Origin of the sequence: Geobacillus sp. C56-T3 (genome assembly GCF_000092445.1) — a bacterium.
In the GTDB taxonomy this organism is placed as follows: Bacteria; Bacillota; Bacilli; order Bacillales; family Anoxybacillaceae; genus Geobacillus; species Geobacillus thermoleovorans.
This window is the reverse complement of record NC_014206.1, coordinates 2,720,156-2,746,569: the sequence shown is the minus strand read 5'-3', so window position 1 is coordinate 2,746,569 and position 26,414 is coordinate 2,720,156. Positions and strand designations below refer to the sequence as shown.

At 53.2% G+C, this 26,414-nt stretch carries 24 protein-coding genes, 1 pseudogene and 2 riboswitches; of the genes and pseudogenes, 15 read left to right on the top strand and 10 right to left on the bottom strand.

The window, feature by feature from the left end; genetic code table 11:
* Position 1: 1 nt before the first annotated feature.
* Positions 2–170, bottom strand: a riboswitch (SAM riboswitch).
* Positions 171–264: 94 nt separating this feature from the next.
* A complete protein-coding gene (locus GC56T3_RS13555; protein ID WP_013145971.1) occupies positions 265–1,077 on the bottom strand; it encodes a carbon-nitrogen family hydrolase in 813 nt (270 codons plus the stop codon).
* 97 nt (positions 1,078–1,174) lie between these two features.
* Between GC56T3_RS13555 and GC56T3_RS13550 the strand changes: the two genes are divergently transcribed.
* The 5 genes from GC56T3_RS13550 to GC56T3_RS13530 all read left to right on the top strand — a co-directional run bounded on the left by GC56T3_RS13550 (position 1,175) and on the right by GC56T3_RS13530 (position 5,733).
* Positions 1,175–2,362, top strand: a complete 1,188-nt coding sequence (locus tag GC56T3_RS13550; protein WP_013145970.1) for a pyridoxal phosphate-dependent aminotransferase — start codon at positions 1,175–1,177, stop codon at positions 2,360–2,362.
* A gap of 84 nt (positions 2,363–2,446) precedes the next feature.
* A riboswitch (SAM riboswitch) is annotated at positions 2,447–2,555 on the top strand.
* A 71-nt stretch (positions 2,556–2,626) separates the two neighbouring features.
* Positions 2,627–3,868: a 2,3-diketo-5-methylthiopentyl-1-phosphate enolase gene (gene mtnW, locus GC56T3_RS13545; RefSeq protein ID WP_013145969.1), complete on the top strand. Its 1,242-nt coding sequence runs from the start codon at positions 2,627–2,629 to the stop codon at positions 3,866–3,868.
* Positions 3,865–4,527, top strand: a complete 663-nt coding sequence (gene mtnX / locus GC56T3_RS13540) for a 2-hydroxy-3-keto-5-methylthiopentenyl-1-phosphate phosphatase (RefSeq protein WP_013145968.1) — start codon at positions 3,865–3,867, stop codon at positions 4,525–4,527. The genes mtnW and mtnX overlap by 4 nt, the downstream gene beginning before the upstream one ends.
* Entirely contained in the window at positions 4,524–5,156 is a 633-nt protein-coding gene (locus tag GC56T3_RS13535; RefSeq protein ID WP_013145967.1) for a methylthioribulose 1-phosphate dehydratase, read from the top strand. The genes mtnX and GC56T3_RS13535 overlap by 4 nt, the downstream gene beginning before the upstream one ends.
* A gap of 34 nt (positions 5,157–5,190) precedes the next feature.
* Complete coding sequence (locus GC56T3_RS13530) at positions 5,191–5,733, top strand: acireductone dioxygenase (protein ID WP_013145966.1); 543 nt, start codon at positions 5,191–5,193, stop codon at positions 5,731–5,733.
* A 46-nt stretch (positions 5,734–5,779) separates the two neighbouring features.
* On the opposite strand, the gene GC56T3_RS13525 is transcribed toward GC56T3_RS13530, so the two are convergent.
* Positions 5,780–6,514, bottom strand: coding sequence for a ZIP family metal transporter (locus GC56T3_RS13525; RefSeq protein WP_013145965.1), 735 nt, complete (start codon positions 6,512–6,514; stop codon positions 5,780–5,782).
* A 221-nt stretch (positions 6,515–6,735) separates the two neighbouring features.
* On the opposite strand from GC56T3_RS13525, the gene GC56T3_RS13520 reads away from it, so the two are divergent.
* Together GC56T3_RS13520 and GC56T3_RS13515 are read left to right on the top strand one after the other, a co-directional pair.
* A complete protein-coding gene (locus GC56T3_RS13520) occupies positions 6,736–7,185 on the top strand; it encodes a MarR family winged helix-turn-helix transcriptional regulator (protein WP_013145964.1) in 450 nt (149 codons plus the stop codon).
* 87 nt (positions 7,186–7,272) lie between these two features.
* Complete coding sequence (locus GC56T3_RS13515; RefSeq protein WP_013145963.1) at positions 7,273–7,839, top strand: phosphate propanoyltransferase; 567 nt, start codon at positions 7,273–7,275, stop codon at positions 7,837–7,839.
* A gap of 61 nt (positions 7,840–7,900) precedes the next feature.
* On the opposite strand, the gene GC56T3_RS13510 is transcribed toward GC56T3_RS13515, so the two are convergent.
* The 3 genes and pseudogenes from GC56T3_RS13510 to GC56T3_RS13500 all read right to left on the bottom strand — a co-directional run.
* Positions 7,901–8,449 (bottom strand): short-chain dehydrogenase, encoded by a 549-nt coding sequence (locus GC56T3_RS13510; protein WP_013145962.1) that lies wholly within the window; start codon positions 8,447–8,449, stop codon positions 7,901–7,903.
* Positions 8,450–8,454: 5 nt separating this feature from the next.
* Positions 8,455–10,476 carry a S9 family peptidase gene (locus GC56T3_RS13505; RefSeq protein WP_013145961.1) on the bottom strand — a complete coding sequence of 674 codons (2,022 nt, stop codon included), beginning with the start codon at positions 10,474–10,476 and terminating at the stop codon, positions 8,455–8,457.
* Positions 10,477–10,601: 125 nt separating this feature from the next.
* Positions 10,602–11,252 (bottom strand): annotated as a pseudogene (locus tag GC56T3_RS13500) (APC family permease); the annotation flags it as partial.
* Positions 11,253–11,555: 303 nt separating this feature from the next.
* Here GC56T3_RS13500 and GC56T3_RS13495 point away from each other — a divergent pair.
* The 5 genes from GC56T3_RS13495 to GC56T3_RS13475 all read left to right on the top strand — a co-directional run bounded on the left by GC56T3_RS13495 (position 11,556) and on the right by GC56T3_RS13475 (position 16,543).
* Positions 11,556–13,250: a M3 family oligoendopeptidase gene (locus GC56T3_RS13495; protein ID WP_013145960.1), complete on the top strand. Its 1,695-nt coding sequence runs from the start codon at positions 11,556–11,558 to the stop codon at positions 13,248–13,250.
* A 229-nt stretch (positions 13,251–13,479) separates the two neighbouring features.
* Positions 13,480–13,998, top strand: a complete 519-nt coding sequence (locus tag GC56T3_RS13490; RefSeq protein WP_013145959.1) for a GNAT family N-acetyltransferase — start codon at positions 13,480–13,482, stop codon at positions 13,996–13,998.
* 129 nt (positions 13,999–14,127) lie between these two features.
* The gene (locus GC56T3_RS13485) at positions 14,128–14,856 is read left to right on the top strand and encodes an ABC transporter ATP-binding protein (RefSeq protein WP_013145958.1); all 729 of its coding nucleotides are present in this window, start codon (positions 14,128–14,130) and stop codon (positions 14,854–14,856) included.
* Positions 14,853–15,878, top strand: a complete 1,026-nt coding sequence (locus GC56T3_RS13480; protein ID WP_013145957.1) for an ABC transporter permease — start codon at positions 14,853–14,855, stop codon at positions 15,876–15,878. Before GC56T3_RS13485 ends, GC56T3_RS13480 begins: the two co-directional genes overlap by 4 nt.
* A gap of 11 nt (positions 15,879–15,889) precedes the next feature.
* Entirely contained in the window at positions 15,890–16,543 is a 654-nt protein-coding gene (locus tag GC56T3_RS13475) for a TetR/AcrR family transcriptional regulator (protein WP_013145956.1), read from the top strand.
* Between the two features lie 133 nt (positions 16,544–16,676).
* On the opposite strand, the gene GC56T3_RS13470 is transcribed toward GC56T3_RS13475, so the two are convergent.
* From GC56T3_RS13470 to GC56T3_RS13455, 4 genes are all read right to left on the bottom strand, one after another.
* Positions 16,677–17,084, bottom strand: coding sequence for a nucleotidyltransferase domain-containing protein (locus tag GC56T3_RS13470; RefSeq protein ID WP_013145955.1), 408 nt, complete (start codon positions 17,082–17,084; stop codon positions 16,677–16,679).
* A gap of 183 nt (positions 17,085–17,267) precedes the next feature.
* Complete coding sequence (locus GC56T3_RS13465; RefSeq protein WP_013145954.1) at positions 17,268–17,867, bottom strand: hypothetical protein; 600 nt, start codon at positions 17,865–17,867, stop codon at positions 17,268–17,270.
* A 21-nt stretch (positions 17,868–17,888) separates the two neighbouring features.
* Entirely contained in the window at positions 17,889–18,401 is a 513-nt protein-coding gene (locus tag GC56T3_RS13460; RefSeq protein WP_013145953.1) for a hypothetical protein, read from the bottom strand.
* 385 nt (positions 18,402–18,786) lie between these two features.
* Positions 18,787–20,925, bottom strand: a complete 2,139-nt coding sequence (locus GC56T3_RS13455; protein ID WP_013145952.1) for an ATP-dependent Clp protease ATP-binding subunit — start codon at positions 20,923–20,925, stop codon at positions 18,787–18,789.
* Between the two features lie 267 nt (positions 20,926–21,192).
* On the opposite strand from GC56T3_RS13455, the gene GC56T3_RS13450 reads away from it, so the two are divergent.
* Together GC56T3_RS13450 and GC56T3_RS13445 are read left to right on the top strand one after the other, a co-directional pair.
* The gene (locus GC56T3_RS13450; protein WP_013145951.1) at positions 21,193–21,939 is read left to right on the top strand and encodes a FixH family protein; all 747 of its coding nucleotides are present in this window, start codon (positions 21,193–21,195) and stop codon (positions 21,937–21,939) included.
* A 107-nt stretch (positions 21,940–22,046) separates the two neighbouring features.
* The gene (locus GC56T3_RS13445; RefSeq protein WP_013145950.1) at positions 22,047–23,087 is read left to right on the top strand and encodes a membrane protein; all 1,041 of its coding nucleotides are present in this window, start codon (positions 22,047–22,049) and stop codon (positions 23,085–23,087) included.
* Between the two features lie 61 nt (positions 23,088–23,148).
* On the opposite strand, the gene GC56T3_RS13440 is transcribed toward GC56T3_RS13445, so the two are convergent.
* Positions 23,149–24,759, bottom strand: a complete 1,611-nt coding sequence (locus GC56T3_RS13440; RefSeq protein ID WP_013145949.1) for a methyl-accepting chemotaxis protein — start codon at positions 24,757–24,759, stop codon at positions 23,149–23,151.
* Between the two features lie 140 nt (positions 24,760–24,899).
* Here GC56T3_RS13440 and GC56T3_RS13435 point away from each other — a divergent pair, with 140 nt between their 5' ends.
* Positions 24,900–26,414, top strand: coding sequence for a spore germination protein (locus GC56T3_RS13435; RefSeq protein WP_013145948.1), 1,515 nt, complete (start codon positions 24,900–24,902; stop codon positions 26,412–26,414).

Below are 26,414 nucleotides of genomic sequence, written 5' to 3'. Positions count from 1 at the left end.
CCTCTTATCTTTCAGAAAGACATCGGTCTTTCTGTTGGACTTAGCACCGTGCCCTGCGGAAGCATGACGCTTCCGGCGCCGCCCTTGGCGTGCGCCCTATCTCACGATAGTATTACGGTCGGTTGCTGGGCTTCATTGGGCCAATTCCCTCAGCCAACTCTTGATAAGAGTACTGACTTCGTGTATTCAGTTTTTGCAATTTTCACGATGTTATCAATTGTTTGGTTGTTTGATTCGAATGATACATGGTCGGCCAATCGATTGTCAATACGTTTTGAAAAAATTTTTTGCCGTTTCATAGTCGTGCGGCCGGCGGTCGGCAAACACCGGGATGCGCGCGCGGACGTCCGCAACGAGCGCGGGATCGATGTCGGCCGAGAGAATGCCCGGCTTCTCGTCCGCCTCGGCGATCACTTCGCCCCATGGGTCGATGACGAGCGAATGGCCGGCAAAGACGTTGTTCGGGTCGCGGCCAGCCCGGTTGCAGGCGACGACGTAGCATTGGTTTTCAATCGCCCGCGCCATCAAGAGCGTCCGCCAATGGTGCAGGCGGGGAAGCGGCCATTCGGCGACGACAAACAGCACTTCCGCCCCAGCCAAAGCATGGGCGCGAATCCACTCCGGAAAGCGGATGTCATAGCAAATGACCCCGGCGCATGAAAGCCCGTCGAGCGAAAACAAGCCTAAGCTGCTTCCCGGCTGCAAATACAAATGTTCATTCATCAATTGGAACAGATGGAGTTTGCTATATTCGCCGACGATTTGACCGTTCCGGTCGGCCACGATCATCGTGTTCGTCACGCCGGTTGTTGTTTTTTTAGCGACCGAGCCGGCGACGAGATGGATGCTGTGTGCTTGCGCTAGGCGGGAGGCGAACGCTTTCGCCCGTTCGGCGCCTTCGTCGGCAATCTCATCTAGGCGCGTCAAATCGTAGCCGGTCGTCCATAATTCCGGCAGCACGATGATATTCGCGCCGTCCTTGACGGCCGATTCAATGGCGCTTTCCGAGCGCCGTTCGTTTTCGTTGGGGTCGCCAAACGCAATATCAAGCTGGAGGCAGGCGATGCGGATCGTCATGAGTTTTCACCTCGAAAAAATTTTGCTTTACATTTTGCTTTTTACGATATATGATGTTGCACTAGAATTTCAAGAATTTTTTAAGAAGGTGTGGGCGATGACGATGGAAATTCCTTTTTCCGAGTTGCTTGAGCAGCTGCCAAAGCAATTTTTCGCCTCGCTTGTCGCAAAAGTCGGGGAGAAAATCAAGGCCGGATGCGACGTGATCAATTTAGGGCAAGGCAACCCGGATCAGCCGACGCCAAAGCATATCGTTGAGGCGATGCAGCGGGCGGCGGTCAATCCGAAATACCATAAATATTCGCCGTTTCAAGGCTACTTCTTTTTGAAAGAAGCCATCGCCGCGTTTTACGCGCGTGAATACGGGGTGAACATCGATCCAGACCGCGAAGTCGCCATTTTGTTCGGCGGCAAGGCCGGGCTTGTCGAACTGCCGCTTTGCCTCGTCAACCCGGGCGATGTGGTGCTTGTCCCGGACCCGGGCTATCCGGACTATTGGTCGGGGATCGCGCTTGCCCGCGCGCGGATGGAAATGATGCCGCTTGTTGCGGAAAACGGTTTTTTGCCGGACTATGAAGCCATTCCGGCGGCAGTGGCCGACCGAGCGAAGCTCATGTTTTTAAACTATCCGAACAATCCGACCGGCGCGACGGCGACAAAGGAATTTTTCGCGGAGACGGTGGCGTTTGCCGCTAAGTACGGCATTGCCGTCGTGCACGATTTCGCTTATGGGGCGATCGGCTTTGACGGCCGGAAACCGGTCAGCTTCCTGGAAGTCGATGGGGCGAAAGACGTCGGCGTCGAAATTTATACGTTTTCGAAAACATACAATATGGCCGGCTGGCGTGTGGCGTTTGCCGTCGGCAACGAGCGGATTATTCGGGCGCTTGAGCTTTTGCAGGATCATTTGTATGTCAGCTTGTTCGGCGCCATCCAGGAAGCGGCCGCCGCGGCGCTCCTTGGTCCGCAAGATTGTGTCACGGAGCTGGTCGCATTGTATGAGGCGCGCCGCAATGCGTTCATCGCTGCGCTCTGCGAGGCCGGCTGGGAGGTGCAGGCGCCATCGGGGTCGTTTTTCGCCTGGCTTCCGCTGCCAAAAGGCATATCATCCGCTGAGTTTGCCGACATGCTGCTTGAGCGGGCGCATGTCGCCGTCGCCCCAGGCATCGGGTTCGGCGAGCACGGCGAAGGGTATGTGCGCGTCGGCCTCTTGACCGATGAAGCGCGGCTTCGCGAAGCAGCGGAGCGGATCGGCCGCCTTGGATTGTTCGAAAAAAATTTTTGAAAAATGATTGACAACGCCAATCGGTGATGTCATAATTCAAAGTAAATTTGCCAATTGTTTGACAAGTGCATAAACGAGCAGGCTTTCTTATCAAGAGCAGGCGGAGGGACGAGCCCAATGAAGCCCGGCAACCGGCTTGGCGCGCGCCAAGCACGGTGCTAATTCTTGCAGCGGAAACGCTGAGAGATAAGAAGAGCGCCATGGATGAGTGACGCCTCTTCTTATGAAGAGGCGTTTTTATTTCGAGATTGAGAGGGATGAACGATGAGTGCAGTGATGGCAACGTATTTGCTTCATGATGAAACAGACATTCGGAAAAAGGCGGAAGGGATCGCGCTCGGCTTGACGGTTGGCACATGGACGGACTTGCCGGCATTAGAGCAAGAGCAGCTCCGCAAACATAAAGGGGAAGTCGTTGCGATCGAAGAGCTTGGCGAAAGCGAGCGGGTAAACGCGTATTTCGGCAAGCGGCTGAAGCGGGCGATCGTCAAAATCGCCTACCCGACAGTCAACTTCAGCGCCGATTTGCCGGCATTGTTGGTCACGACGTTCGGCAAGCTGTCGCTCGACGGTGAAGTGCGGCTACTTGATTTAGAGTTTCCAGATGAATGGAAGCGGCAGTTTCCCGGGCCGCGCTTTGGCATCGCCGGCATTCGCGAGAAAGTCGGAGTCCATAACCGCCCATTGTTGATGAGCATTTTTAAAGGCATGATCGGCCGCGATTTGGCGTATTTGACGTCGGAATTGAAAAAACAGGCGCTCGGCGGCGTTGACTTGGTGAAAGATGACGAAATTTTGTTTGACAGCGAACTTCTTCCGTTTGAAAAGCGGATCACCGAGGGCAAGACGGCGCTTCAGGAAGTGTACGAACAAACGGGCAAGCGGACGTTGTATGCCGTCAACTTGACCGGTAAAACGTTTGCGTTAAAGGACAAAGCGAAACGAGCCGCCGAGCTTGGCGCTGATGTGCTGTTGTTTAACGTCTTCGCTTATGGGCTTGATGTGCTGCAAGCGTTGCGTGAAGACGAGGAGATTGCGGTGCCGATTATGGCTCACCCGGCGTTCAGCGGCGCCGTTACGCCGTCGGAGTTTTATGGGGTGGCTCCTTCGCTTTGGCTTGGAAAGCTTTTGCGGCTCGCCGGCGCCGACTTTGTCCTGTTCCCGTCGCCGTATGGCAGCGTCGCCTTGGAGCGTGATCAGGCGCTTGGCATCGCAAGGGCGCTCACCGACGACCAAGAGCCGTTCGCTCGGGCATTTCCGGTTCCGTCGGCCGGCATTCACCCGGGATTGGTGCCGCTCCTTGTCCGCGATTTCGGCCTTGACAGCATCGTCAACGCCGGCGGCGGCATCCACGGCCATCCGGACGGGGCGATCGGTGGCGGACGGGCGTTTCGCGCGGCGATCGACGCGGTGCTGGCCGGCCGTCCGTTGCGTGCGGCGGCAGCAGAAAACGAAGCGCTGCAAAAAGCGATCGACCGCTGGGGCGTCGTTGAGGTGGAAGCATGACGAAACAGCTCGTTCTCTTTTGTGATTTTGACGGCACCATTACGGAAAACGACAACATCATCGCGATTATGAAACAGTTCGCCCCGCCGGAGTGGGAGGCGTTAAAAGACGACATTCTCGCTGAGCGCATTTCTGTTCAGGAAGGAGTCGGGAAGATGTTTTCCCTCCTTCCGTCCACGTTGAAGGATGAAATTGTGGATTTCCTGCGGCGCACCGCTCGGTTGCGCGCGGGATTCCGAGAGTTTGTCGCGTTTACGAAAGAGCGGGGAATCCCGCTTTATATCGTCAGCGGCGGCATCGACTTTTTCGTCTATCCGCTGCTTGAAGGGCTCATTGAACCGGAGCGCATTTTTTGCAACGGCTCTGATTTCAGCGGCGAGACCATTTGCATTACATGGCCGCATGCGTGCGACGTTGAATGCCAAAACGGCTGCGGCTGCTGCAAGCCATCGCTCCTTCGCAAGCTTGCCCGCCCGGACGGATACCATGTCGTCATTGGCGATTCGATTACGGATTTAGCGGTGGCGAAGCAAGCGGATTACGTGCTGGCGCGCGATTTTCTGCTCCAAAAATGCCAAGAGCTCGGCTTGCCGCATTCGCCGTTTGCGACGTTTTTTGACGTGATTGATGCGTTGCAGCGAATGGAGGTGATCGTATGAGCATCGTCGTGAAAAAGTGGAACGAGCTCGCGGAAGTGAAAGCCGAGCTCGCCGCCCGCGACTGGTTTTTCGCGACAAGCGGCAATTTGTCGATCAAGGTGACGGACGACCCATTGACGTTTTTGGTGACAGCGAGCGGCAAGGATAAGCGGAAGCAAACAGACGAGGATTTTCTGCTCGTTGACGCCGCCGGAAAACCGGCGGAGGAAACAAACTTGAAGCCCTCGGCCGAGACGCTCTTGCACGCGGAAATTTACGGACGGACGAATGCCGGCTGCGTCTTGCACGTTCATACTGTCGACAACAACTTGATTTCTGAACTGTATGCGCAAAACGGGGAAGCGGTCTTTTCCGGCCAGGAAATCATCAAGGCGTTCGGCATTTGGGAGGAAAATGCCGCAGTGCGCATCCCGATCATTGACAATTACGCCGACATTCCGACGCTCGCTCGGGAGTTTGCGAACTATATCCATGGCGACGCCGGCGCGGTGTTGATCCAAAACCACGGCATCACGGTCTGGGGGCGTACAGCGTTTGAAGCGAAAAAACATTTGGAGGCATGGGAGTTTTTGTTCCGCTGGCAGGTGAAGCGGCTGCTTTTGCAGCGGGCCGGCCTGCCGGTTGGCTAATCCATATACATTTTTCCAAAGGAGGATGTGAACAATGGCCGTCATCAAAGTGAGAAAAACGGGTCAAGTGATTGAAGGAGAAGACAATGTGCGCGCGTTTTTGAACAGTCAAGGGGTGTTGTATGAACATTGGGACATCACGAAACTGCCGGAGCATTTGCGTGACAAATACGTGCTCACCGATGAAGAAAAAAATGAAATTTTAGCGGCGTTCAAAGATGAAATTGAAGATTTGGCGGCGCGCCGCGGCTACAAAACGTGGGATATCGTCGCTCTGTCCGACGCGACGCCGAACTTGGATGAACTGCTGAAAAAATTTGAACAGGTGCACATCCATACGGAAGATGAAGTGCGCGCTATTACAGCCGGCCATGGCATTTTCATCATCAAAGGCGACAAAGAAACCGGCTATTTTGATGTAGAGCTTGAAGCCGGCGACGTCATTTCCGTGCCGGAAGGGAATCCGCATTACTTTACGCTCATGGATGACCGTCGGGTCGTTGCGGTGCGCTTGTTTATCGACCCGTCCGGCTGGGTCGCTCATCCATATGAAGAAAAAGAGGAAGCCGTCCAATAGCAACGAACGCCCCGCTGCTTATATACAGGCGGCGGGGTTGTTTCCGTTAAAACGATTGTGTTAGAAAAATCATAAACAAAATGCCGACAATAAACGCATACGTCGATGTCCGTTCATTTCCATCGCCATGGCTTTCGGGAATGAGCTCTTTGTAAATGATAAACAGCATCGCCCCCGCGGCGAACGCCAGCCCGTACGGAACGAGCTCACGAAAAAGGGAGGTTAAGTAAAAACCAAGCAGCGATGTGACGATTTCCACCGCACCGGTCAACGTGGCGATGAAAAACGCTTGGAAGCGGCCGATTTGTTGATTGACTAAAAACAAGGCGACTAAAAATCCTTCCGGCGCATTTTGCAAACCGATGGCCAAGGCGATCAAATTGCCGATTTGCGAAGCGCTGTCCGAGGCGTAGCTTACCCCGACCGACAGCCCTTCAGGCAAATTGTGCAAGGCGATGGCGGCAATGATGAGCATCGCCTTTTCATCAAATTGCAAGCCGCTTTTCGTATGCTCCAAGTCGATATGGGGAACGGTCATCTCAAGCAGCGTTAACACGAGCACCCCCGCCGCCAGCCCGATTACAAGCGCCCAAAAGCCACCGGACCGCAATGCTTCTGGGATGAGGCTCAGCATCGAAGCCGCCATCATAATGCCGGCGGAAAAGGCCAGCAGCACGTCACGCCACCGGTGGGTGAGCGATTTGGCCATAAACAAAATCGGCACGGCGCCAAGCCCGGTGGACAAGGCGGAAAGCACGCTTCCAACCAACACTTGGTTCATCCACTTCCCTCCCTGACATCTTTTCTCCTTCTTCACATATGCATCATTCAGCGGAATGTGACAGTCGCCCAAGCGCCGACATTATAATAAATTTATCATAGCCGAAGGAAAAGCCGTGAACCAGGAAAATGCATCATCGCAAACAAAAAACGGTTGCCCGGGAATTCGCTGTTCCAGTATAATGAAAGTAAGAAAATGTCAACTTTAAAGGGTTGGATGCTATGGAACAAAAGGAACAGGCGTTGCAGCAGTCATTAAAATTATTCATCGTGTTATCGCGGGCATATCGGTCGGTCAGCGACCAAGTAAACAAGTCGATTCAATCGTTCGGCGTGAATCCGACCGAATTTGCGGTGCTCGAACTGCTTTACCATAAAGGCGATCAGCCGCTCCAGCAAATCGGGGAAAAAATTTTGCTCGCCAGCGGCAGCATCACGTATGTCATCGACAAGCTTGAAAATAAAGGCTTGATCATCCGCCGCGCCTGTGAGCGGGATCGCCGCGTGACGTATGCGTCGATCACCGACAGCGGCCGGCAGTTCATCCAGCGCGTGTTTCCCGAACATGCCGAGACCATCCATGAAACGGTGGCGGCCCTGACGCCGGAAGAAAAGGAACAGGCCATCGTGTTGCTGAAAAAATTAGGCTACGGCGCAAAAAGCAGAGACTGACCTCGCGTCAGTCTCTTTAATTTTTCCGAAAATGGATACGTTATATAAAGAACATAACACTGCAAGAAAAAGGAGAGATCACCATTGATGATTCCTGTTGGGGTGTCCAACCGCCACATTCATTTATCGAAAGAGCATATGGCGGCGCTGTTTGGCGAAGGCGCCGAGCTGACGGTGCTCAAGCCGTTGTCGCAGCCCGGACAGTTCGCCGCCAAGGAAACGGTGACGGTCGAAGGGCCGAAAGGGAAAATTGAAAACGTCCGCGTCCTCGGACCGGTCCGTTCGCTGACGCAGCTTGAAATTTCGAAAACCGACAGCTTCAAGCTCGGCGTCGCGCCCCCGGTCCGCTTATCCGGCGATATTGACGGAACGCCAGGCATTACGATTCACGGGCCGAAGGGGACGGTGACCGTCGACAAAGGGGTGATCATTGCCAAGCGGCACATTCATATGACGCCGAAAGATGCGGAAACGTTTGGCGTCCGCGACAAACAAGTCGTGAAAGTGAAAACACAAGGGGAACGGGCGCTCATTTTCAATGAAGTCATCGTCCGCGTCAGCGAAGATTTTGCTTTAGATATGCACATTGACACGGATGAAGCGAACGCGGCTGGCTTGAAAACCGGCGATTATGTCGAACTGCTTCCGTCGTGAAGTCATCCGCAGCAATGGGAGACAATGCGCCCTCTCGTTCGTCCCGAGAGGGCGCTTTCCGTTAACGCGGGCGTTTCTTGGATGGCTCTAGTGTGCCGACAAGATGAAACGGCGCATCACGCCAGATGGCGTCCATGACGCCGCCGCTGATTTCTTGATGGGTGAGCCAGCGCGAACTACGTTCTTCCACAACAAAGCCGAGCTGAACTTGCCGGTACAGGCAAGCGGCAGGCAAACAGAGTTTCTGTTTCATCTCGGTTGGATCGGCGCGGCTGCCAAGCACGTGAAACAGCCGCCAAGGGCCGGGATGTCCGCTATTTTTTTCGATGACAGTGGGCAACGCCTGCTTTCCATCCGTATGCACCCACGCGATGATCAGATCAAATGTTCCATTTTTTCTGATCGTTTGGCAAATCAAAGAACATAGCGTTTTTTGATCGCGATAATCGACAAGAAGCGGGGTGATGGATGCCATCTGTCCAGTGCGGTCGATGAGCTGCTTCATCCGTGCGCGGCGGCGGGCGATGACGGACACATGATATCCTTTCCGCACAAGCCAAAGCGACACATCAGCCAACATGCCTGTCCCACCGATGACGAGTGCGTGCATGGCAATTAACCAAGTGGTCCTTTCAAATAATGATCAAACCAACCGACAATATGGCGAAGCCGCTCAAGCCGGAGCACCGGGTTGCCGGTGCGCGACAAGTCGTGATTGGCGTCCGGAAAGCGGACAAGTTTCGTTTCCCGCCCGAGTTGTTTCAATGCGATAAACAGCTGTTCCGCCTGCTCGATCGGGCAGCGGTAATCGCGCTCGCTATGCAAGATTAAGAGCGGTGTGCGCATGTTTTGGACGTATTTGAGCGGTGAATGATGCCAAAGCCGCTCTGCGTCTTCCCAGATGTCGCAGCCGACTTCCCATTTCGTGAAAAAGTAGCCGATGTCACTCACTCCGGAGAAACTGAGCCAGTTGGAAATGGAACGCTGGGTGACAGCCGCTTTGAACCGGTCGGTATGCCCGACGATCCAATTGGTCATAAACCCGCCGTAGCTGCCGCCAGTGACGCCAAGCCGTGTCTCGTCAATGAAGTCGAACTTGCTGATCGCGGCGTCGACGCCAGCCATAATGTCTTCATAATCCATGCCGCCATAGTCGCCGCGCACGGCATTGACAAACGACTGGCCGTATCCGTGGCTGCCGCGCGGGTTCGTAAACAGCACGGCATAACCGGATGAAGCGAGCAGCTGCAATTCATGGAAAAACGTAAATCCATACATCGCATGCGGCCCGCCGTGAATTTCGACGACAAGCGGCGCCTTTTTCCCTTCGCCAAGCCCGGGCGGCTTCATGATCCAGCCTTGAATCTCCCAACCATCCGCCGATCGATACGTAAACGGTTCGGCATCGGCGAACACCACTTCGTTTTCGAGCGCTTCATTGGCACGCGTAAGCCGTGTTTTCGTTCCATCCGCAAGTGAGACCGCATATAAATCGCCAACGGACGTAGGCGAGCTGATGGCGGCGACAGCTTGCCGTCCATTCGGATGGACGGTGAATCCGTATAGATGAAAATCGCCTTCGATCACCGGAACGATCGGGCCGTCGAGCGGAACGAAATACAAGTTGACGCGTCCGCGCTCCGAGGCGGTGACATACAGGCCGCTTCCGTCGCTCGCCCAAATCGGTCCCGGCCCTTTCGCATCAGCGTGTGTGTCGCCGACCATGGCATCGCCGAGATGGACGTCCCAATCGGCGGTCAACACCCGCTTCGTTCCACGTTCCGGCTCAAAGACGTAAAGCCGGTGAAGCGTAGCCCCGAGATAAGCAAGATCATGGCCGATGGCGGCGAGCTTCGTTCCGTCCGGCGACCAGGCGAGCGAAGCGAATGTGCCGCATCCGTTCGTCAAGTTCGTTTCCGCTTTCGACTCGAGATCAAGCAACACAATGTCGCGGGTAAAGGTGGTGTCCGGATCCTCGTTTCGGTTGGCGACAAAGGCGAGCGTCCGTCCATCGGGCGAAATCGCAAACGAACCGATTTCTTCCTCGCGGCCCGTCAACGCTTCGTTTTTTCCTGATGCCGCATCGATGCGCACCAGCACGTCCTGCTTGCCGTCAAGAAAACCCGACGCGTCTGATTTGTAATAGAGCCGTTCCACAACGCGCGGCTTCGAATCGGCCGGTTTTTGTTCCGCCGTTTTCTGCTCTTCTCGGTCTTCGATCGTTTCTTCGTCGCCAAGCGTCGTTAGGGCGATGAGAAACGTCCCGTCCGGCGACCAAACGTAATCGCGCACACCGTTTTTGAAAAACGTCAGTTGGCGCGCCTCACCGCCATTGGCGGGCAAAAGCCAAAGCTGTGTGCGTCCGGAGCGGTCGGATAAAAAGGCGATCATTTCACCTCTTGGGGAAAAACGCGGCTTCATGTCGCGCCAGCGGCCGAACGTCCATTGACGGACGGAGCCGTCTGCCGCCCATAGCCATAAATGGGAGCGGTATTGTTTTTCCTCATCAATCGATTTTTCCACAAACACGGCGCGCGTCCCGTCCGGCGCGTAGTGCGGGTCGCGCACCGAGCGAAGGCGAAGCAAATCTTCCGTCGTCATGCCGCGGCGTTTCGTCGGGTGTTCGTTGTTGTTCATCAGTGGGCCCCCTCTTTCTTTTAAGTAAAATGGAACTACATTGTATATTTCGTCTTACGAAAGAAAAGATCCTGCCCCAAAACAGAAAAAAACGAACGCCCAAACGATAGGCGTCCGTTTTTTGGCTATGCCGACAGTTTTTGTTTTTCATTTGCCTGTTGCGCTGACTTTTTCACCTGCGGGTAGAAGATCACGCCGCTTGCCAGCAAGGCAACGCCCAGCAGGAACGTTTTCATATCCGCCGTCCCGGCAATGACGACCCAGACGGAATAGATGGTCGCCAGCGCCGCAACGATGCCGTCAGCGAGCCGCTCCCGTCCTGCCGCATACGTTTCCCCAGTGAGCGTGAGCTTCAGCTGGAAGACGGAAGCAATCAAATATGGAACGAGATAAGCGAGCGTGGCGATGTAAATGACGAAGTCAAACGCCGTTGCTATCGAGTTGGAAATGGTCGAGAAAATGAACAATTGCGCCAGGGCGTTTGACAATGTGAGCGAGAAGCTCGGCGCCCCTTTTTTGTTTTCCTTCAAAAAAACCGGCAAAAACATCCCTTGTTTGGCTGCCTGGTACGGCACTTCGGCGCTCAACAAAATCCAGCCGAGCGTCGAACCGAGCAAGCTGATCAGCCCAAGGCCAGCCAACACGTAGCCGCCCGCCGGTCCGACGATGGCAATGATGGCATCAACGAGCGGTTTTTCCGATTGAATCAGTTCGCGTTGCGGCAAGACGCCCATCACCAAAAAGCTGATGCCGATGTAAATGGCTAAAGTGGAGAGGGGGTATATGGTTGCCGACATTATATTACTCAATTCGACAAAAACCGTCAATATCTTTTGGTTGGAAGAGTGAGTCAAGACATTGGATTTTCATGGACACTCTCCTCTACATACCAGACATGATCATTGCTTTGTATTGTTTTTGTGGGGTAAAATGGAATTGTATTTAAGGAGTTGGAAAAGGAGGATATTTTTGAAGTTCGACGAATATACAATTGGTCGGTGAAACATGGAAAAGGTTCATTTCACTGGGGATGGATCTTTTCCCATCATCATATTCCGTGAAAAAAGAAGGGGATGAGCATGAAGTTTTCTGAGTTTCGTTATGAGCGGCCGGACATCGCTCAATTGCAGGCATCGTTTCAAGAAGCGCTTGATTCGTTCCGCCGTGCGGGGAGCGCCACCTTGCAACACGAGGCGATGAAGCGGATCAATGAGCTGCGCCGCCGCTACAGTACGATGGCGAACCTTTGCCATATTCGCCATACGATCGATACGAACGATGAATTTTATAAAAAAGAGCAAGACTTTTTCGACGAAATGGAGCCAGTCGTCAAGGGGCTTGTCAACGATTATTACCGCGCGCTTGTTTCCTCGCCGTTCCGCGCTGAATTGGAACAAGTGTGGGGGAAACAGCTGTTTGCGTTGGCCGAAACACAGCTGAAAACATACGCACCGGCGATTGTAGAGGACTTGCAAAAAGAAAACAAGCTGGCAAGCGAATATACGAAGCTCATCGCATCGGCGAAAATCATGTTTGAAGGGGAAGAGCGGACGCTCGCGCAGCTGCAGCCGTTTGTTGAGTCGCCGGACCGCGCGATGCGCCAACGGGCGAGTGAGGCACGATTTTCGTTTTTCACGGACTATGAAAAAGAACTCGATGAATTGTATGATGAGCTTGTCCACGTCCGCACGGCGATTGCTCGCAAGCTCGGTTTCCAAAACTTTGTGGAACTCGGCTATGCCCGTTTAGGCCGAACGGATTACAATGCCGACATGGTCGCAGGCTACCGCCGACAAGTGAAAACGCACATCGTCCCACTCGCAGCAAAGCTGCGAGAGCGCCAGCGGCAACGGATTCAGGTGGAGAAGCTTTACTATTATGACGAGCCGTTTATGTTCCCGACCGGCAATCCGACGCCAAAAGGGGATGCCGATTGGATCGTCCAAAACGGCCGGCAAATGTATGAAGAGCTGTCGCCGGAAACAGGCGAGTTTTTCCGCTATATGGTCGAACATGAATTGATGGACCTCGTTGCCAAAAAAGGAAAGGCGGGCGGCGGCTATTGCACCTATATCGATGACTATAAGGCGCCGTTTATTTTCTCGAACTTTACCGGGACGTCCGGCGACATTGATGTGCTCACCCATGAAGCTGGGCATGCGTTCCAAGTGTATGAGAGCCGCCATTACGACATTCCGGAATACAACTGGCCGACGCTTGAGGCGTGTGAAATCCACTCGATGAGCATGGAGTTTTTCACATGGCCGTGGATGGAGCTCTTTTTCGGCGAAGACGCCGACAAATACCGGTTCGCCCATTTGAGCGACGCGCTTTTGTTTTTGCCGTACGGCGTTGCGGTCGATGAATTTCAGCACGCGGTCTACGAGAACCCGGATATGACGCCGGCTGAGCGGAAGAGTGTCTGGCGCAACATCGAAAAAGCGTATTTGCCGACAAGAGACTACGCCGGCCATGACTACCTTGAGCGCGGCGGATTTTGGCAGCGGCAAGGGCACATTTACACCGACCCGTTTTATTACATCGACTACACCCTCGCGCAAGTGTGCGCGTTCCAGTTTTGGAAGCGGGCGCAAGACGACCGGGCTTCGGCGTGGCGCGACTATGTGGCGCTTTGTCGATTGGGCGGCAGCCGGCCGTTTACCGAGCTCGTCAAAAGCGCCAACCTACAGTCGCCGTTTGCTGACGGGGCGGTCGCTTCGGTCGTCGGCCATATCGAGCGGTGGTTGGACAGCGTCGATGACAAAGCCTTGTAAAAAGAAGCAAAGAAGGCGGGCGGGAACGGCACCGCCCTGCTTTTCTTTATCATCTTTCGCCGAGAAGACCCCCACTTCCACGCGTGAGCGGAAGTGGGCGGGGATGGCTTGGTTGACAGCCTGCTGTGGGGCGGGTGTTCCCAAGAATCTCCCACCTCAAAGCTCAAGCGTAGGTGGGAGAGCGTTCAATTTGAAAACTTCTATCAAACTGGGGAAAAGGGGGAAAACGATGATACGTAAAGCCACATGGGCCGACGCACCGGCCATCGCTTCGGTCCACGTCGAAAGTTGGAAGACGACATACAGCGGCATTGTGCCGGACGCGTACTTGGAGACGTTGTCAGTGGGAGAAAAACAACCCTTATGGGAGAAGGTGCTCAGCCAATCGGGTCATTCTGTGTTTGTCGCCGAGGAAAACGGGCGCGTCGTTGGATTTGTCTCCGGCGGACCAAATCGGGTAGCCGACGGTCCGATAGCGAAGTATGACGGGGAGCTCTATGCCATTTATTTGCTTAAAGAGGTGCAAGGAAAAGGGCTCGGCCGGCAGCTCGTTCAAGCGTTGACCCGCCATTTGGCGCAAAAAGGCATTCATTCGCTGGTCGTCTGGGTGCTTGCCGACAATCCGTCACGCGGTTTTTACGAACGGCTTGGCGGTGAAAAAGTGGCCGAGGAAAGGGTGGAAATCGGAGGGAAAGCGTTATGGGAGTGGTGCTACGGCTGGCGAGACGTCCAATTGATGGAACAGTAGGTGGGCTGCCGAACCGTCGGCAGCTTAAAAAATCCATTTTGTGAGTGATTACTCACTATACAAAAGAGTTTATCTTCATTATACTATAAATGAGTGATTGCTCACTACTATGTAAAGGGGAGAAAAACAATGACCGCCAATCCATGTATTCAAGTCGAGCGTGTCTCCAAGCGGTTTGGAAAAAAAGTGGTCATCGACGATGTGTCGTTGGATGTCCGCGCGGGAGAAATTTTCGGCCTGCTCGGCCCGTCGGGGGCGGGCAAGACGACGTTGGTGCGCATGATCGCCGGTATTGATCAAGCGAGTGAAGGGACGATTCGCGTGCTGGGCGTGAATATGCCCAATCTTGGCGTCATGAAGCGGATCGGCTTTATGGCCCAGTCGGATGCCCTGTACGGAGAATTGACCGCGCTGGAGAACATGCAATTTTTTGCTTCCATCTACGGGTTGCGAGGGAAAAAACAAAAAGAGCGGATCGATGACATGCTGGCGCTTGTCAACTTAACGAATGATCGAAAAAAGCCGGTGCACCAATATTCAGGAGGGATGAAGCGCCGGCTGTCGCTGGCGATCGCCTTGCTTCATGAACCGGACGTGCTCATTTTGGATGAGCCGACGGTCGGCATCGATCCGGTTCTGCGCCAATCGATTTGGGCGGAGCTTGAGCGGATTCGCCAGCGCGGCACAACCATTGTCGTCACGACCCATGTGATGGATGAAGCGGAAAAGTGCAGGCGGCTTGGCATGATTCGCGAAGGCCGTCTGATCGCCGTCGGCCGTCCGGATGAATTGAAACAGGAAGCAGGGGCGGAAACGATTGAGCAAGCGTTTTTGACGTTTGGAGGTGTCCGTCGATGAGAGTGTTGGCCATTGTCGTCCGCATCATCCGCCAGTTTTTCCGCGACAAGCGCACGTTGGCGCTCATGATTGTCGCGCCGATGTTCGTCTTGTTGTTAATGGATTTGGTGTTTAATGGAGAAGAATACAAACCAGCCATTGCCGTCAGCGAACACGTGCCTGAGGCGGTTGTGGACAAGTTGAAAGAAGCAGGGGCGAAAGTGAAAGAGCTGTCGGTTAAACAAGCGCGAAAGCAGCTGGACGATCAAGACATTGACGCATGGCTTGACATGAACGGAAGCGCTCTGCACGTCACGCTGGAAGGAAGCGACCCGACTGCCAACCAGGCGGTGATGGCCGCGGTGCAAAAGGCGTTTCAGTCCATGGCGCCAAAACCCCCGTTTCAGCTGAAAACCACGTATTGGCACGGGTCAAGCGACATGGCGTCATTCGATTATTTCGGCCCCGTGTTGATCGGCTTTTTCGTCTTCTTTTTCGTCTTTTTGATTGCCGGAGTGTCATTTTTGCGCGAGCGGACGAACGGGACGATCGAACGGCTGATGGCGACGCCGCTCAGGCGCTGGGAAATGGTCGCCGGCTACATGATCGGGTTCGGGTTGTTTACGACGATTCAGGCAAGCTTAATTTCATGGTTTGCCATTGATGTCCTGGACATGATGATGGAAGGTTCGTTTTGGTATGTGCTGCTCATTACGTTTTTGCTGGCGATGACGGCGCTTGCGCTTGGGATGCTGCTGTCGGCGTTCGCCAACAACGAGCTGCAAATGGTGCAGTTTATCCCGCTTGTCGTCGTGCCGCAAGTGTTTTTCTCCGGCTTGTTCAATCTTGACACGATGGAAGAATGGCTTCGCTCGCTGAGCGTCATCATGCCGCTCACATACGGGGCGGACGCGCTGCGCGATATTATGGTGCGCGGAGAGGGCTTGGGCGCCATCGCCGTGGATGTGTACGTGTTGCTTGGCTTTACGTTGCTGTTTATGCTATTAAATGTAGTAGCGCTGAAAAAATACCGCAAGCTGTAAGGAGTATAGCCATGAGTGAGCATCCATGGATTCAAGAGCTGCTGCAAATAGGCGGCAGGAAAGAGCAGTTCAGTGAAAAGCAGCTAAAAATTTTGGAAGCCGCCATTGAAATGTTTGCCGAAAAAGGCTATGCGGCGACCTCGACGAGCGAAATCGCCAAAAAGGCCGGGGTGGCGGAAGGGACGATCTTCCGCCATTATAAGACGAAAAAAGACTTGCTGTTGGCCATCGTCACGCCGACATTGTTTCAGTCCGTCGCCCCATTTTTGGCGAAAGAATTCGTCCGCGAAGTGTTTGACAACGAATATGAGACGTACGAACAGTTTTTGCGCGCGGTGTTTTCCAATCGCTACGCCTTTGTGAAAAAGTATTTGCCGGCGATTCGCGTGCTTTGGCAGGAGCTCGCCTTTCATTCCGAGATTAAACAATGTTTTCAACGCGTGTTTACAGAGCACGTGTATCCAAAATTTGCCCGCATTGTCCGCCATTTTCAAGAGAAAGGGGAGTTGGCCGAGCTGCCGGTCGATTCGGTCATCCGCCTGACGATCACATCGCTCGCCGGCTTTTTGGCCGCCCGTTTTCTCCTTTTGCCTGACCACAATTGGGACGATGAGGCGGAAATGGAACGGACGATCCGCGTGCTGATGAACGGTTTGCGGCGCTAGACGGCCGGCTTCCGCACGGGGAGTCGGCTTAGCTGTTTTTCTTGGCTTGACACTCCACACGGCTAAAGCCGTGGGATTCTTGGGTCGTTGGCGTCCTCATCCATTTCTGGTTCAGACAACGCCCAAGTTTACATCATTTTTCATACACCGACCCACTTTCCGCAATTCGTTTTAACACCGGCTCCCTCTCTTCATTCAGCTTTGCATACATTTTCAACGTTTTCATTTCAAACTCCATTCGTTTCCGTTCGTCGCCACAATCGATCACCTTTGCGCTTGAGACGACTTGCGCTTGAAACACGGTGCTGGCTTGGCGCAAATCGACAAGATCGACATCGCGCCCTAACTTGTCAGCCAACTCCCCGGCGAGCCGAAACAGCTCATACGGATCATGCGGTTCGCCGTCGCTGACAAAGGCGATATCGACATCACTGTCCGAGCGCATCGTCCCACGGGCGGCTGAACCGAACAGGTAGATGACGAACGGGTGAAGAGCCGGGCGGAGCGTCTGAATGATGATCGTCTCCATTTCGTTTGGCAATCGCGATGCCCCCTTGCGTTTTTCTTCATTATAGCAAAATCTTTTCGCTCTGGAGAAAAGGCGGAAAAGAAAAAGGGGCGATGGCGGCCGCCCTTTTTACAGCGAAAATCTTTTATTCGTGCGAAAGAGTTTGACCTCAAGAAACAGACATGCGGTCGTCGAAAAAGTTTGACCGAACGGCCGTCATTTTCTTGCACCATCGTCTTCTGAAATGACGTTGGATCCTTTGGTTGGATCGAACGATTGGTACCATTGAACATCGTTGAAAATATGCACGGGGAACCGTTCCTTGTCCAAAATAAGAAGATTATACCGCAAGTCTCCATGATTGATTCGATCTACCAGGCCCTCGGGGATATCGGTTGCCCAGGTGGAAGTAATCGTGATGGCATACGACAGTCGCCCGTTTGTCGGCAAAGGGCCTTTAAGCGCGTTGGAATGATCAACATGGGTCAGGCGAGAGAGTTCCTCTGGATATTGAATGACGAAATAGTAATCTTGATACTGTTCAAGCAAACGGTACAGCTGTTCCGAGATGGTGTAATGAATCGTCAGCTCGATTGATCGACTTGTCGCCTTTGCAATAAATTGATTGACTAGAAAATGAGGGGGGAGAAATTTCTGTTCCAACGATAGCGGCTTCTGTTCCGTCTCCGCTTGTTTATGTTCCTGCTTCGCTTTCTCCACCGGATGCGGCGCAACAGGAGCAGGGTCGTGTCCGCGTTCGCACGCCGCCAGCAAGAGAAAGAAGATGAAAAGGGAATGGAAAAATTTTTTGCTCATAAAATCACCATTCATGAATGTTTAGTTTTGTTTAATGCTGTCAGAATATCCCTCATATGTCCATTGTCCGCTGACGGTTTTTGAGCTGATGAGGGTTCCTCTGCTGTAGTAATTTTCTTTGCCGGTCGCTTTCACCCAACGGCTTCCATATCGAAGGGTATAGGTGGAATAAGGAGGGATCGTCCAAGTAACAGTTGTTGTTTTCTCCACCCGCGCTCCTAAACTGACTTCCGTACTAATTCCTACTTCCAGGACCATCTCGTTAAATGTGGACGACGAAGAAACAGTAGCGGTTGCATACGCTTCTCTCTTGACTGTGTGGGAAACTGTGTCAGTAGTCGATTTGTTGTTTACATGGGTATGGGTCCAATAAATGGTCAGCCCTCTTGTATCTGTGCTGTGAACGTATTCATATCCATCATAAGGGATATAGGTCGGATTGATTTCAGCTTCTGTCTTATGAAATGGAGTAAGAGAAAGCGATGCGGCCAAAAGAAGCGGACTAATGGTTTGGATCATCTTTCTTTTGAACATCACAATCCCTCCTAATATTTAGGTTCATCACCAAAAGATGTACTTGACTTTTAAAGGCAAACATGATAGCAATGTTGCCCTAAGAAGGATGTGGAATAAAAAGGGAGAAGTGCAATTTTGGTTTCCATTATCATCATCTTCTTTCTTTGTCAAGCACACTTTGTGGTGAAGATCCAATATTTAGAATTTATAACTTATTTTTAGCAAAAAAAAAAGTAAGTGTCAATAATATTTCCAAAAGAAATATTTTATAAAATATTTCCCTTTCACTGAAAGTACGCTTGACTTGACTTAATCGAGGTGAAAAATCGATTTGATAAACGGTCTATCGGAAAAAAGATCCGCCGAAACCAAAATTCATGTTCGGCGGATCCTCTGTTGTAAGTTATGATTCGATTTTCGCCACAATGGCGTCCCCTTCAACGTCGATGCGGATTGCGCGCACCGATTGATCCGCGTCAAGCAGGCAGTCAGCGATATTGTCTTCGACATGCTCTTGGATGACGCGGCGGAGCGGGCGGGCGCCGAAGGCCGGATGGTAGCCGAGTTCGGCCAGTTTTTCTTTCGCCGTTTCGGTCACTTCGAGTTCAATGCCTTGTTCGCGCATCGCTGCTTTGACGTCAGCGAGCATCAGGTCGACGATCTCAAGCAAGTGCGCTTTTTCGAGCGGCTTGAACTCGATGATGGCGTCGAAGCGGTTCAAAAATTCCGGCTTGAAGTAGGCGCTGAGCGAGTCAAGGACGCTTGTTTGCCCGTTTCCCTCTTTTTCAAAGCCGACGGTGATTTTTTTATCGGTTGCGCCGGCGTTGCTTGTCGCAATGATGACCGTGTCTTTGAAGCTGACGGTGCGGCCTTGGCTGTCGGTTAAGCGGCCGTCTTCCAAAATTTGCAGGAAGATGTGCTGCACATCCGGGTGCGCTTTTTCAATCTCGTCAAGCAAGATGATGCTGTATGGGTTGCGGCGCACTTTTTCCGTCAGCTGGCCGGCTTCTTCAAAGCCGACATAGCCCGGCGGCGAACCGATCAGCTTCGAGACGGAATGTTTCTCCATGTATTCGCTCATATCGAGGCGAATCATGGCGTCTTTTGTGCCAAACAGCTCCTCGGCGAGCGTTTTGGCGAGCTCCGTTTTCCCGACGCCGGTCGGGCCGACGAACAAGAACGAACCGATCGGGCGGTGTTTCGCTTTCAAGCCGGCGCGGCTGCGGCGAATGGCTTTCGCGACTTTTTTCACCGCTTCCGCTTGGCCGATCACTTTTTTCGCCAAGTTTTCTTCGAGATGTTTCATTTTTTCTTTTTCATCGGCTTGCAGTTTGCCGACCGGGATGCCGGTTTTCTCGGCAATGATTTGCTCGATGTCGGCGGCATCGACTGTTGGGCGTTCTTGGGTGACGCCTTGCTCGAGTTGTTTCTCAAGCTTCAGCTCTTCAGCGCGCAGTTTCGCCGCCAGTTCATAGTTTTCCTCTTTCGCCGCTTGTTCTTTTTCTTTCGCGATTTGGATCAACCGCTCTTGCAGTTGTTTTTCATCGGTCGGGCCGAGGCGCAAGTTCGCTTTCGAGCCGGCCTCGTCAAGCAAGTCGATCGCCTTGTCCGGGAGGAAGCGGTCTTGAATGTAGCGGTGCGACAATTTCACGCACGCTTCGATCGCTTCGTCCGTATAGCGGACATGATGGAATTGTTCATATTTTGGCTGAATGCCTTTTAAGATGGCGATCGCTTCCTCAACGGTCGGCTCGTGGACGATGACCGGTTGGAAGCGGCGCTCAAGAGCCGCGTCTTTTTCAATTTGCCGGTATTCTTTGAGTGTCGTCGCCCCAACGACTTGCAGCTCGCCGCGGGCAAGCGCCGGTTTTAAAATGTTGCCCGCGTCCATCGAGCCTTCAGCGGCTCCAGCACCGACGAGCAGATGGATTTCGTCAATGAACAAGATGATGTTTTTCCGCTCTTGCAGTTCGGCGATGAGCCGTTTCATCCGCTCTTCAAATTGGCCGCGGATGCCGGTGTTGGCAACAAGCGAAGCGACGTCAAGCAAGTACACTTCTTTGTTCAACAGTTTTTCTGGCACTTGCCCTTCGGCAATTTTCAGCGCAAGCCCTTCAACGATGGCCGTTTTCCCGACGCCTGGCTCCCCAATCAACACCGGGTTGTTTTTGTTGCGGCGGTTTAAAATTTCCATGACGCGTGCGATTTCTTTGTCGCGGCCGATGACCGGATCGATCAAGCCCGCTTTGGCCATTTGCGTCAAGTTGCGGCCAAACTGATCCAAAAATCCGCCGCTATGGCTTTGCGGGCGTTTCGCCATCGTTTCTGGCGAGCTCATCCCCGCGTTGGCGGCTGTGAACGGGCTAGTAAAGAAGTCATCAAAGGAAAACGGCGAAAAGCCGAAGTTCATCATCGGAATCGACAATTGTTGTTTTTGTTTTTCATAGCATTCATGGCACAGGTGAAGTTGTTGTTTTTCACCGTTCCATTGCAAGTTGACAAACACCGTTGCTTCACGTTGTTGGCATGCTTGGCAGCGCATGAGGCATACCCCCTTTTCCATTATTCAGGTTTTGACTTTGACTTTCTTTGACCTTCTAACTTTATTATACTTTGACCTTTTTTAACTTTCAAGTGTTTTGTACAAAAAAATTGTGATAACGATGAAATGTTTTTGAAAAAATGGTGAATACTAATGTAGGTGCGGCAAAGCTATGATAAAGTGAAAAACAGAAAAAGAGGCGGAAAAGACTCCGTCTTTGGTGCTGACGATGATCATGAATTTGAAGGAAAAAGGAGAAAGGTGAAGATGAGAAGACATGTTGGTTTCGCGTTTGCTGTTGTACTTTTGGGGATGATGATCATGGCTGCTTGTACAAATCACAACAAGCAAGCCGAGACGCCGGCCGTGCTTGACGTGAAAATCGATGCGCCGGATCACATCGATTTGAACAAACCGACCAAGCTCGCCTGTGTCGTGACGTACGGCGGTGAAAAAGTGGACGATGCGAACGAAGTCAAGTTTGAAGTATGGAAGCATGGAAGCGACGAGCGGGAAATGCTTGAAGCGAAGCATGACGGCAATGGCCGTTACTCGGTGGAAAAAACGTTTACCCAAGCGGGAACATATTCGGTCGTCGCCCATGTGACGGCGCGCGATATGCATAACATGCCGAAAAAAGATATTGTCGCCGGCACCCCGGAACAGGCGGCGACGGCCGACGGTGCGCGCGAAAATTCCCAAGGCAGTGCTGAAGAAAACCATCATGGCGCCGTCGCCATTTCCCTGTCGTCCCGTTCGTTCGAAGCCGGAAAACCGGCGGCATTGACCGTTCACCTCACCAAAGATGGGAAGCCGTTTACGAACGCCACCGTTCGCTTTGAGATTTGGCAGGCGGACAACAAGCATGAATTTGTTGATGCAGATAAAAAAGGAAACGGCGAATACGAAGCAATGACCACGTTTGCCAACAAAGGAACGTATTCGGTGAAAGTGCACGTCGAAGGAAGCGGCGGGCTGCACGAACATCAAGTCGAACAAGTGACGGTTCAGTAACGAAGGATGCCGAGGGAGGCATCCTTTTTTTCTACTCGTCTTTCTTGTCCGCTGCGGACATATATATAGAAGTAAAGCAACGGACAAGGAGAAGGAGAGGGCAGTCAGTGAAGAAGAAAGCGGAATGGTCGGAAGCATGGCAAATCGCCGCTGTTTACGTCGGCACGGTGATTGGAGCGGGATTTGCGACTGGCAGGGAAATTATTGAATTTTTTACCCGCTACGGAATGGCTGGGACGATCGGGGTGGCGGTCAGCGGCGTTTTGTTCACATGGGGCGGCGCGCGCCTGATGGTGATGGCGCGCCGCATTGGAGCCGCGTCATATGATGAATTGAATCGCTATTTGTTCGGAAGAATGTTGAGTCCGTTTGTGACGCTTGTGATGACGGCGATGATCGCGGGGGTGACGGCGGTGATGATCGCCGGGGCGGGTGCCGTGTTTGAAGAGCAGATCGGCTGGCCGAGGCAGGCGGGCGTCACGCTGACGCTCGGTTTGGCGCTTCTTGTCATGTTGTTTGACCGCAAAGGGCTGTTTGGCGTCAACGTGTTTGTCGCGCCGATGATGGTGCTGTTCAGCGCCATCGCCTTTGTGAAAACAATCGTGGCTGGCGATTTGTGCCGTCCGGACATGGCTGCGGTGGACTATTCCCTCAAGGCGATGTTGTCCCCGTTTTCCTATGCGGCCTTTAACTTGGCGATGGCCCAAGCGGTGCTTGTCCCCATCGCCCGCGAAGCGACCGATGAGCGAGCGGTGAGGCGCGGAGCGATGTTAGGCGGAATGGTGTTGACGGTTTTGCTGCTGTTGAACCATATGGTGCTGCTGTCGTTTCCACACAAGGACGATTATGATATTCCAATGGCCGAAGTCGTTCATACGTTTTTTACTGTGTTGTATTGGCTTTATGTCGTCGTCATTTACGGAGAAATTTTTACATCGGTCATCGGCGGCATGTTTGGACTTGCACGCCAAGTGCGCGTTTGGGCGCCGCTTGGCGGGAAATGGCTGGGCGTGCTGCTCGTTTTGCTGTTTGCGGCGGTCAGCCCGTTTCATTACGGGGAGCTGCTGTCATTCATCTATCCGCTGTTTGGTTATATGAGTCTTGTGCTTTTGTGGCTTCTTTGGCGCCGACAGCTGCCGCGCCGGTAAATGAGCCCTTTCGTTCCCAGACGTTTCTTTGGTGAAGGGGGGACGAAAGGGCTTTGTTTCGTTATGAGTGGAAGCGGGTGATCATTTTTTCTAAATCGCGCGCTGCCGCAGCCAACGTGTCGGCTTCCCGCGCTAGTTGGTGAAGGGCGAGCGTTTGTTGCTCAAGTCCAGCCGCCGTTTCTTGCACCATGTTTGAAAAATCGGTGGCGACGGTGCGTACGTCTCCCATCAGTCCGCTGAGCTGCTCGCCGTCGGCGGTGATGGCGTTAACATACGCTTCGTTTTGCTGAAGCAAGTCGTTCAGTTGGGCGAACATGCCTTGAAACGATGTGAACGTTTCCCCTGTTTTCCAAAGAGAGTCTTTCGTTGTTTCAACGCGGAGGCCGCTTCCTTGTACAGCTTGCACCGTTTCTTTGAGCGCGTTCGTCATGGCGTCGAGCGAAGCAAAAATTTCAGCGGCGAACGCGTTTGTATCTTCAGCGAGCTTTCGGACTTCTTCGGCGACGATCGAAAAACCGCGGCCCGCTTCACCGGCCCGCGCTGCTTCGATCGAGGCGTTTAGGGCGAGCAAGTTCGTTTGTTTGGCGATCGTGCGAATGGCGGCGATCATCTCATGAACGCGCGCTGCTTCATTGGCTGCTTTGTCGATGAGGGCAGTCATTTCGCCGATGCCGCGCTGCATCGCGTCCATGTTTGTTTTCGTTTCCTCAATGAGGCGGATGCCTTCTGCTGCTGACGACCAAGCGTCGCCCGCTTGCCTTACGACGCGTTCAACGGCGGCCCGCATGAGTTGCACGCGTTCCACCATCTGCCCGATGACGTCACCCGCTTGCTCGACGGCGGTCGTTTGTTGTTTCGCCCCTTCGCGGAACGTTTCGACGGCGGCGGCGATTTCGTCAAACGATTCAGAGAGGCGGCGCATTTCCATTTGTTGCTCATGGCTGACATCATGCACCGTTTTGGCCGCTTTGCCAAGCTCATTGATGATCGTGCGGATGCCGAGAATCATTTTGTTGATTTCGTAGGCAATTTGATGAAATTCATCCCGTTTTCCCGTCGTTTTCACTTCTGTCTGCAATTGACCCGAGGAGACAGTGCGGGCAACGCCGTACCAATGGCGAAGCTGGGCGGCAATGGCCTGATGCCAGGCGGCGCCAAGCCCAAGCCCAACGAGAGCGGCGCACAGCGCGGCAAAAACGGGCGGCGCCCCTGCGATGGAAGCGGCCAGCCCAACGGCTGCGGGCGCGATGGCGATGCTTGCTAACACCCATTGCAAATACGGACGGTGCATGAGCCGCCCCATCCGCAAATTGAACCGCCTTCCGCCCGGCTCCGTCCAAAACGGGCAGCTGGCGTCAATCAGCACCTCGCCTGTATCGCGTTCGTATACTTGCAAGAGCGGCTCGTTCGTGCGGGCGGCGGCCAGCCCGACCGGGTCGGCAAACACCCGCCCTTCACGGAGGCGGTTCGTATGAACGAGTCCGTATCCGTTTTCATCGACAAGAACAAAATATTCATCATGGCCAAGCTGTTCATCCAACAAGGCGCGGATGCGATCGAGCTGCTCTTCAAGCGGGCGCGTTCGGTCGATTGACCGCCGCAGTGCTTCCGCCGTTGCTGTTACTTTTTTTAACGCCTGTTTTGCCCGGCGCCGTTTCGTCAATTTGTTCATAGACGATTCTCCTTTTTCTATTTGTCTATTTTCAATAATATATAGAAGATTTTGTCGAATCAATAGGATGAAAGGGGGATGCATAAAAATATCGATCGATTGGAAGACTATGCTGTAAACGGAAAGGCGAGGGGATGTTTGTGGGTTTATTCTCATTTTGGAAAAAAAAGAAAAAACGCCCCCCTCAGCGGCCCATTTCGCAACTTTGGGAAAAGCTTCGGCAATCAAGCGATTTTGTTGAATTGTCGTTCATCGTTGGGGGCAAGGAACTGTCGATTTACTATTTCGATTCGCTCGTTGATCCGCAAGTGCTGCAAGAGCGGATTCTTTGCCATTTGCAAAATGGCGTTCCCCGGCATCCGACCATCCGTCTGGAAGATTTGCAGCAAATCGTGCCGATTCAGCGCATTGAAGTGAGCGAAGACACGGCGCTGATTGAAGAGAAGGTGCTGAAAGGGTTTGTCGCTGTCACATTCCGCGAGCAACCGAACAAAGCGGCGCTCATGAGCGCCGCGGCTGAAAATTTGGGGCTTCGGGAAAACAATGATTCGGAAAACGAATTCAGCGTCGTGGGACCGAAAGTCGGGTTTGTCGAAAACGTCGGCGTCAATTTGCATCTCATCCGCCGGCAAGTGGTGACGCCGAACCTTGTGTTTCGGGAAATGTCGATCGGCTCGGTGTCGAAAACGAAAGTGGTCATCGCCTACATCGACGGCGTAGCCAATCCGGAAGTCATTCAAACGGTGACGCAGCGGCTTGAGACGATTCATTTTGATGTGGTGTTTGACAACGCTATTTTGGATCAGCTGCTCGCGGATAATTCACGGACGCCGTTTCCTCTTTTTATCTCGACCGAGCGGATCGATCGGGCCATCTATGCGCTTGTGTCGGGTCAGGTGGCCATCTTTTGCGACGGCTCCCCGTATGCCGTGATTGGCCCCGCCGCTCTTTTCGATTTTTTTACGTCGCCGGAAGACTATTATTTGCCATGGGTGCTCGGTACGTTTTTCCGGCTCATTCGGTTTTTCGGCGTTGCGTTTTCGGTGTTGGCGTCGCCGATTTATGTGGCGGTGCTGACGTATCATTACGAAATGATCCCCGAAGACTTGCTTGGACCGATCATTTATTCACGCTCGAACGTGCCATTTCCGCCGATGCTCGAGGTGCTGTTTTTGGAAATTACGATTGAGTTGTTGCGCGAGGCCGGGGCGCGGCTGCCGACGAAAGTCGCGCAAACGCTCGGGATTGTCGGTGGGATTGTCATCGGGCAAGCGACCGTTGATGCCGGGCTGACGAGTACGATTTTGTTGATTGTCGTCGCGTTGGCGGCGCTCGCTTCATTTACAACGCCGATTTTCAAAATGTCCAACACGATTCGGTTCATCCGGTTTCCATTTATTTTGTTCGCCGCGTTCTGGGGCGGGATCGGCATCATCTTTGCTGTGTGTGGGCTGCTCGTTCATTTAGGGCGGCTGCAGTCGTTTGGCTATCCGTATTTGCTGCCGTTTTATCCATTTCGTGTTCGCAACTTCCGCGATACATTCATTCGTTTGCCATACAGTGAAACGGCGGAGCGGCCGATGTTTCTTCGCCCGCGGTCGCGGTTTCGCTATGATCCGAATGCGGCGAAGCAAAAACGCGACATTGATGAGTAA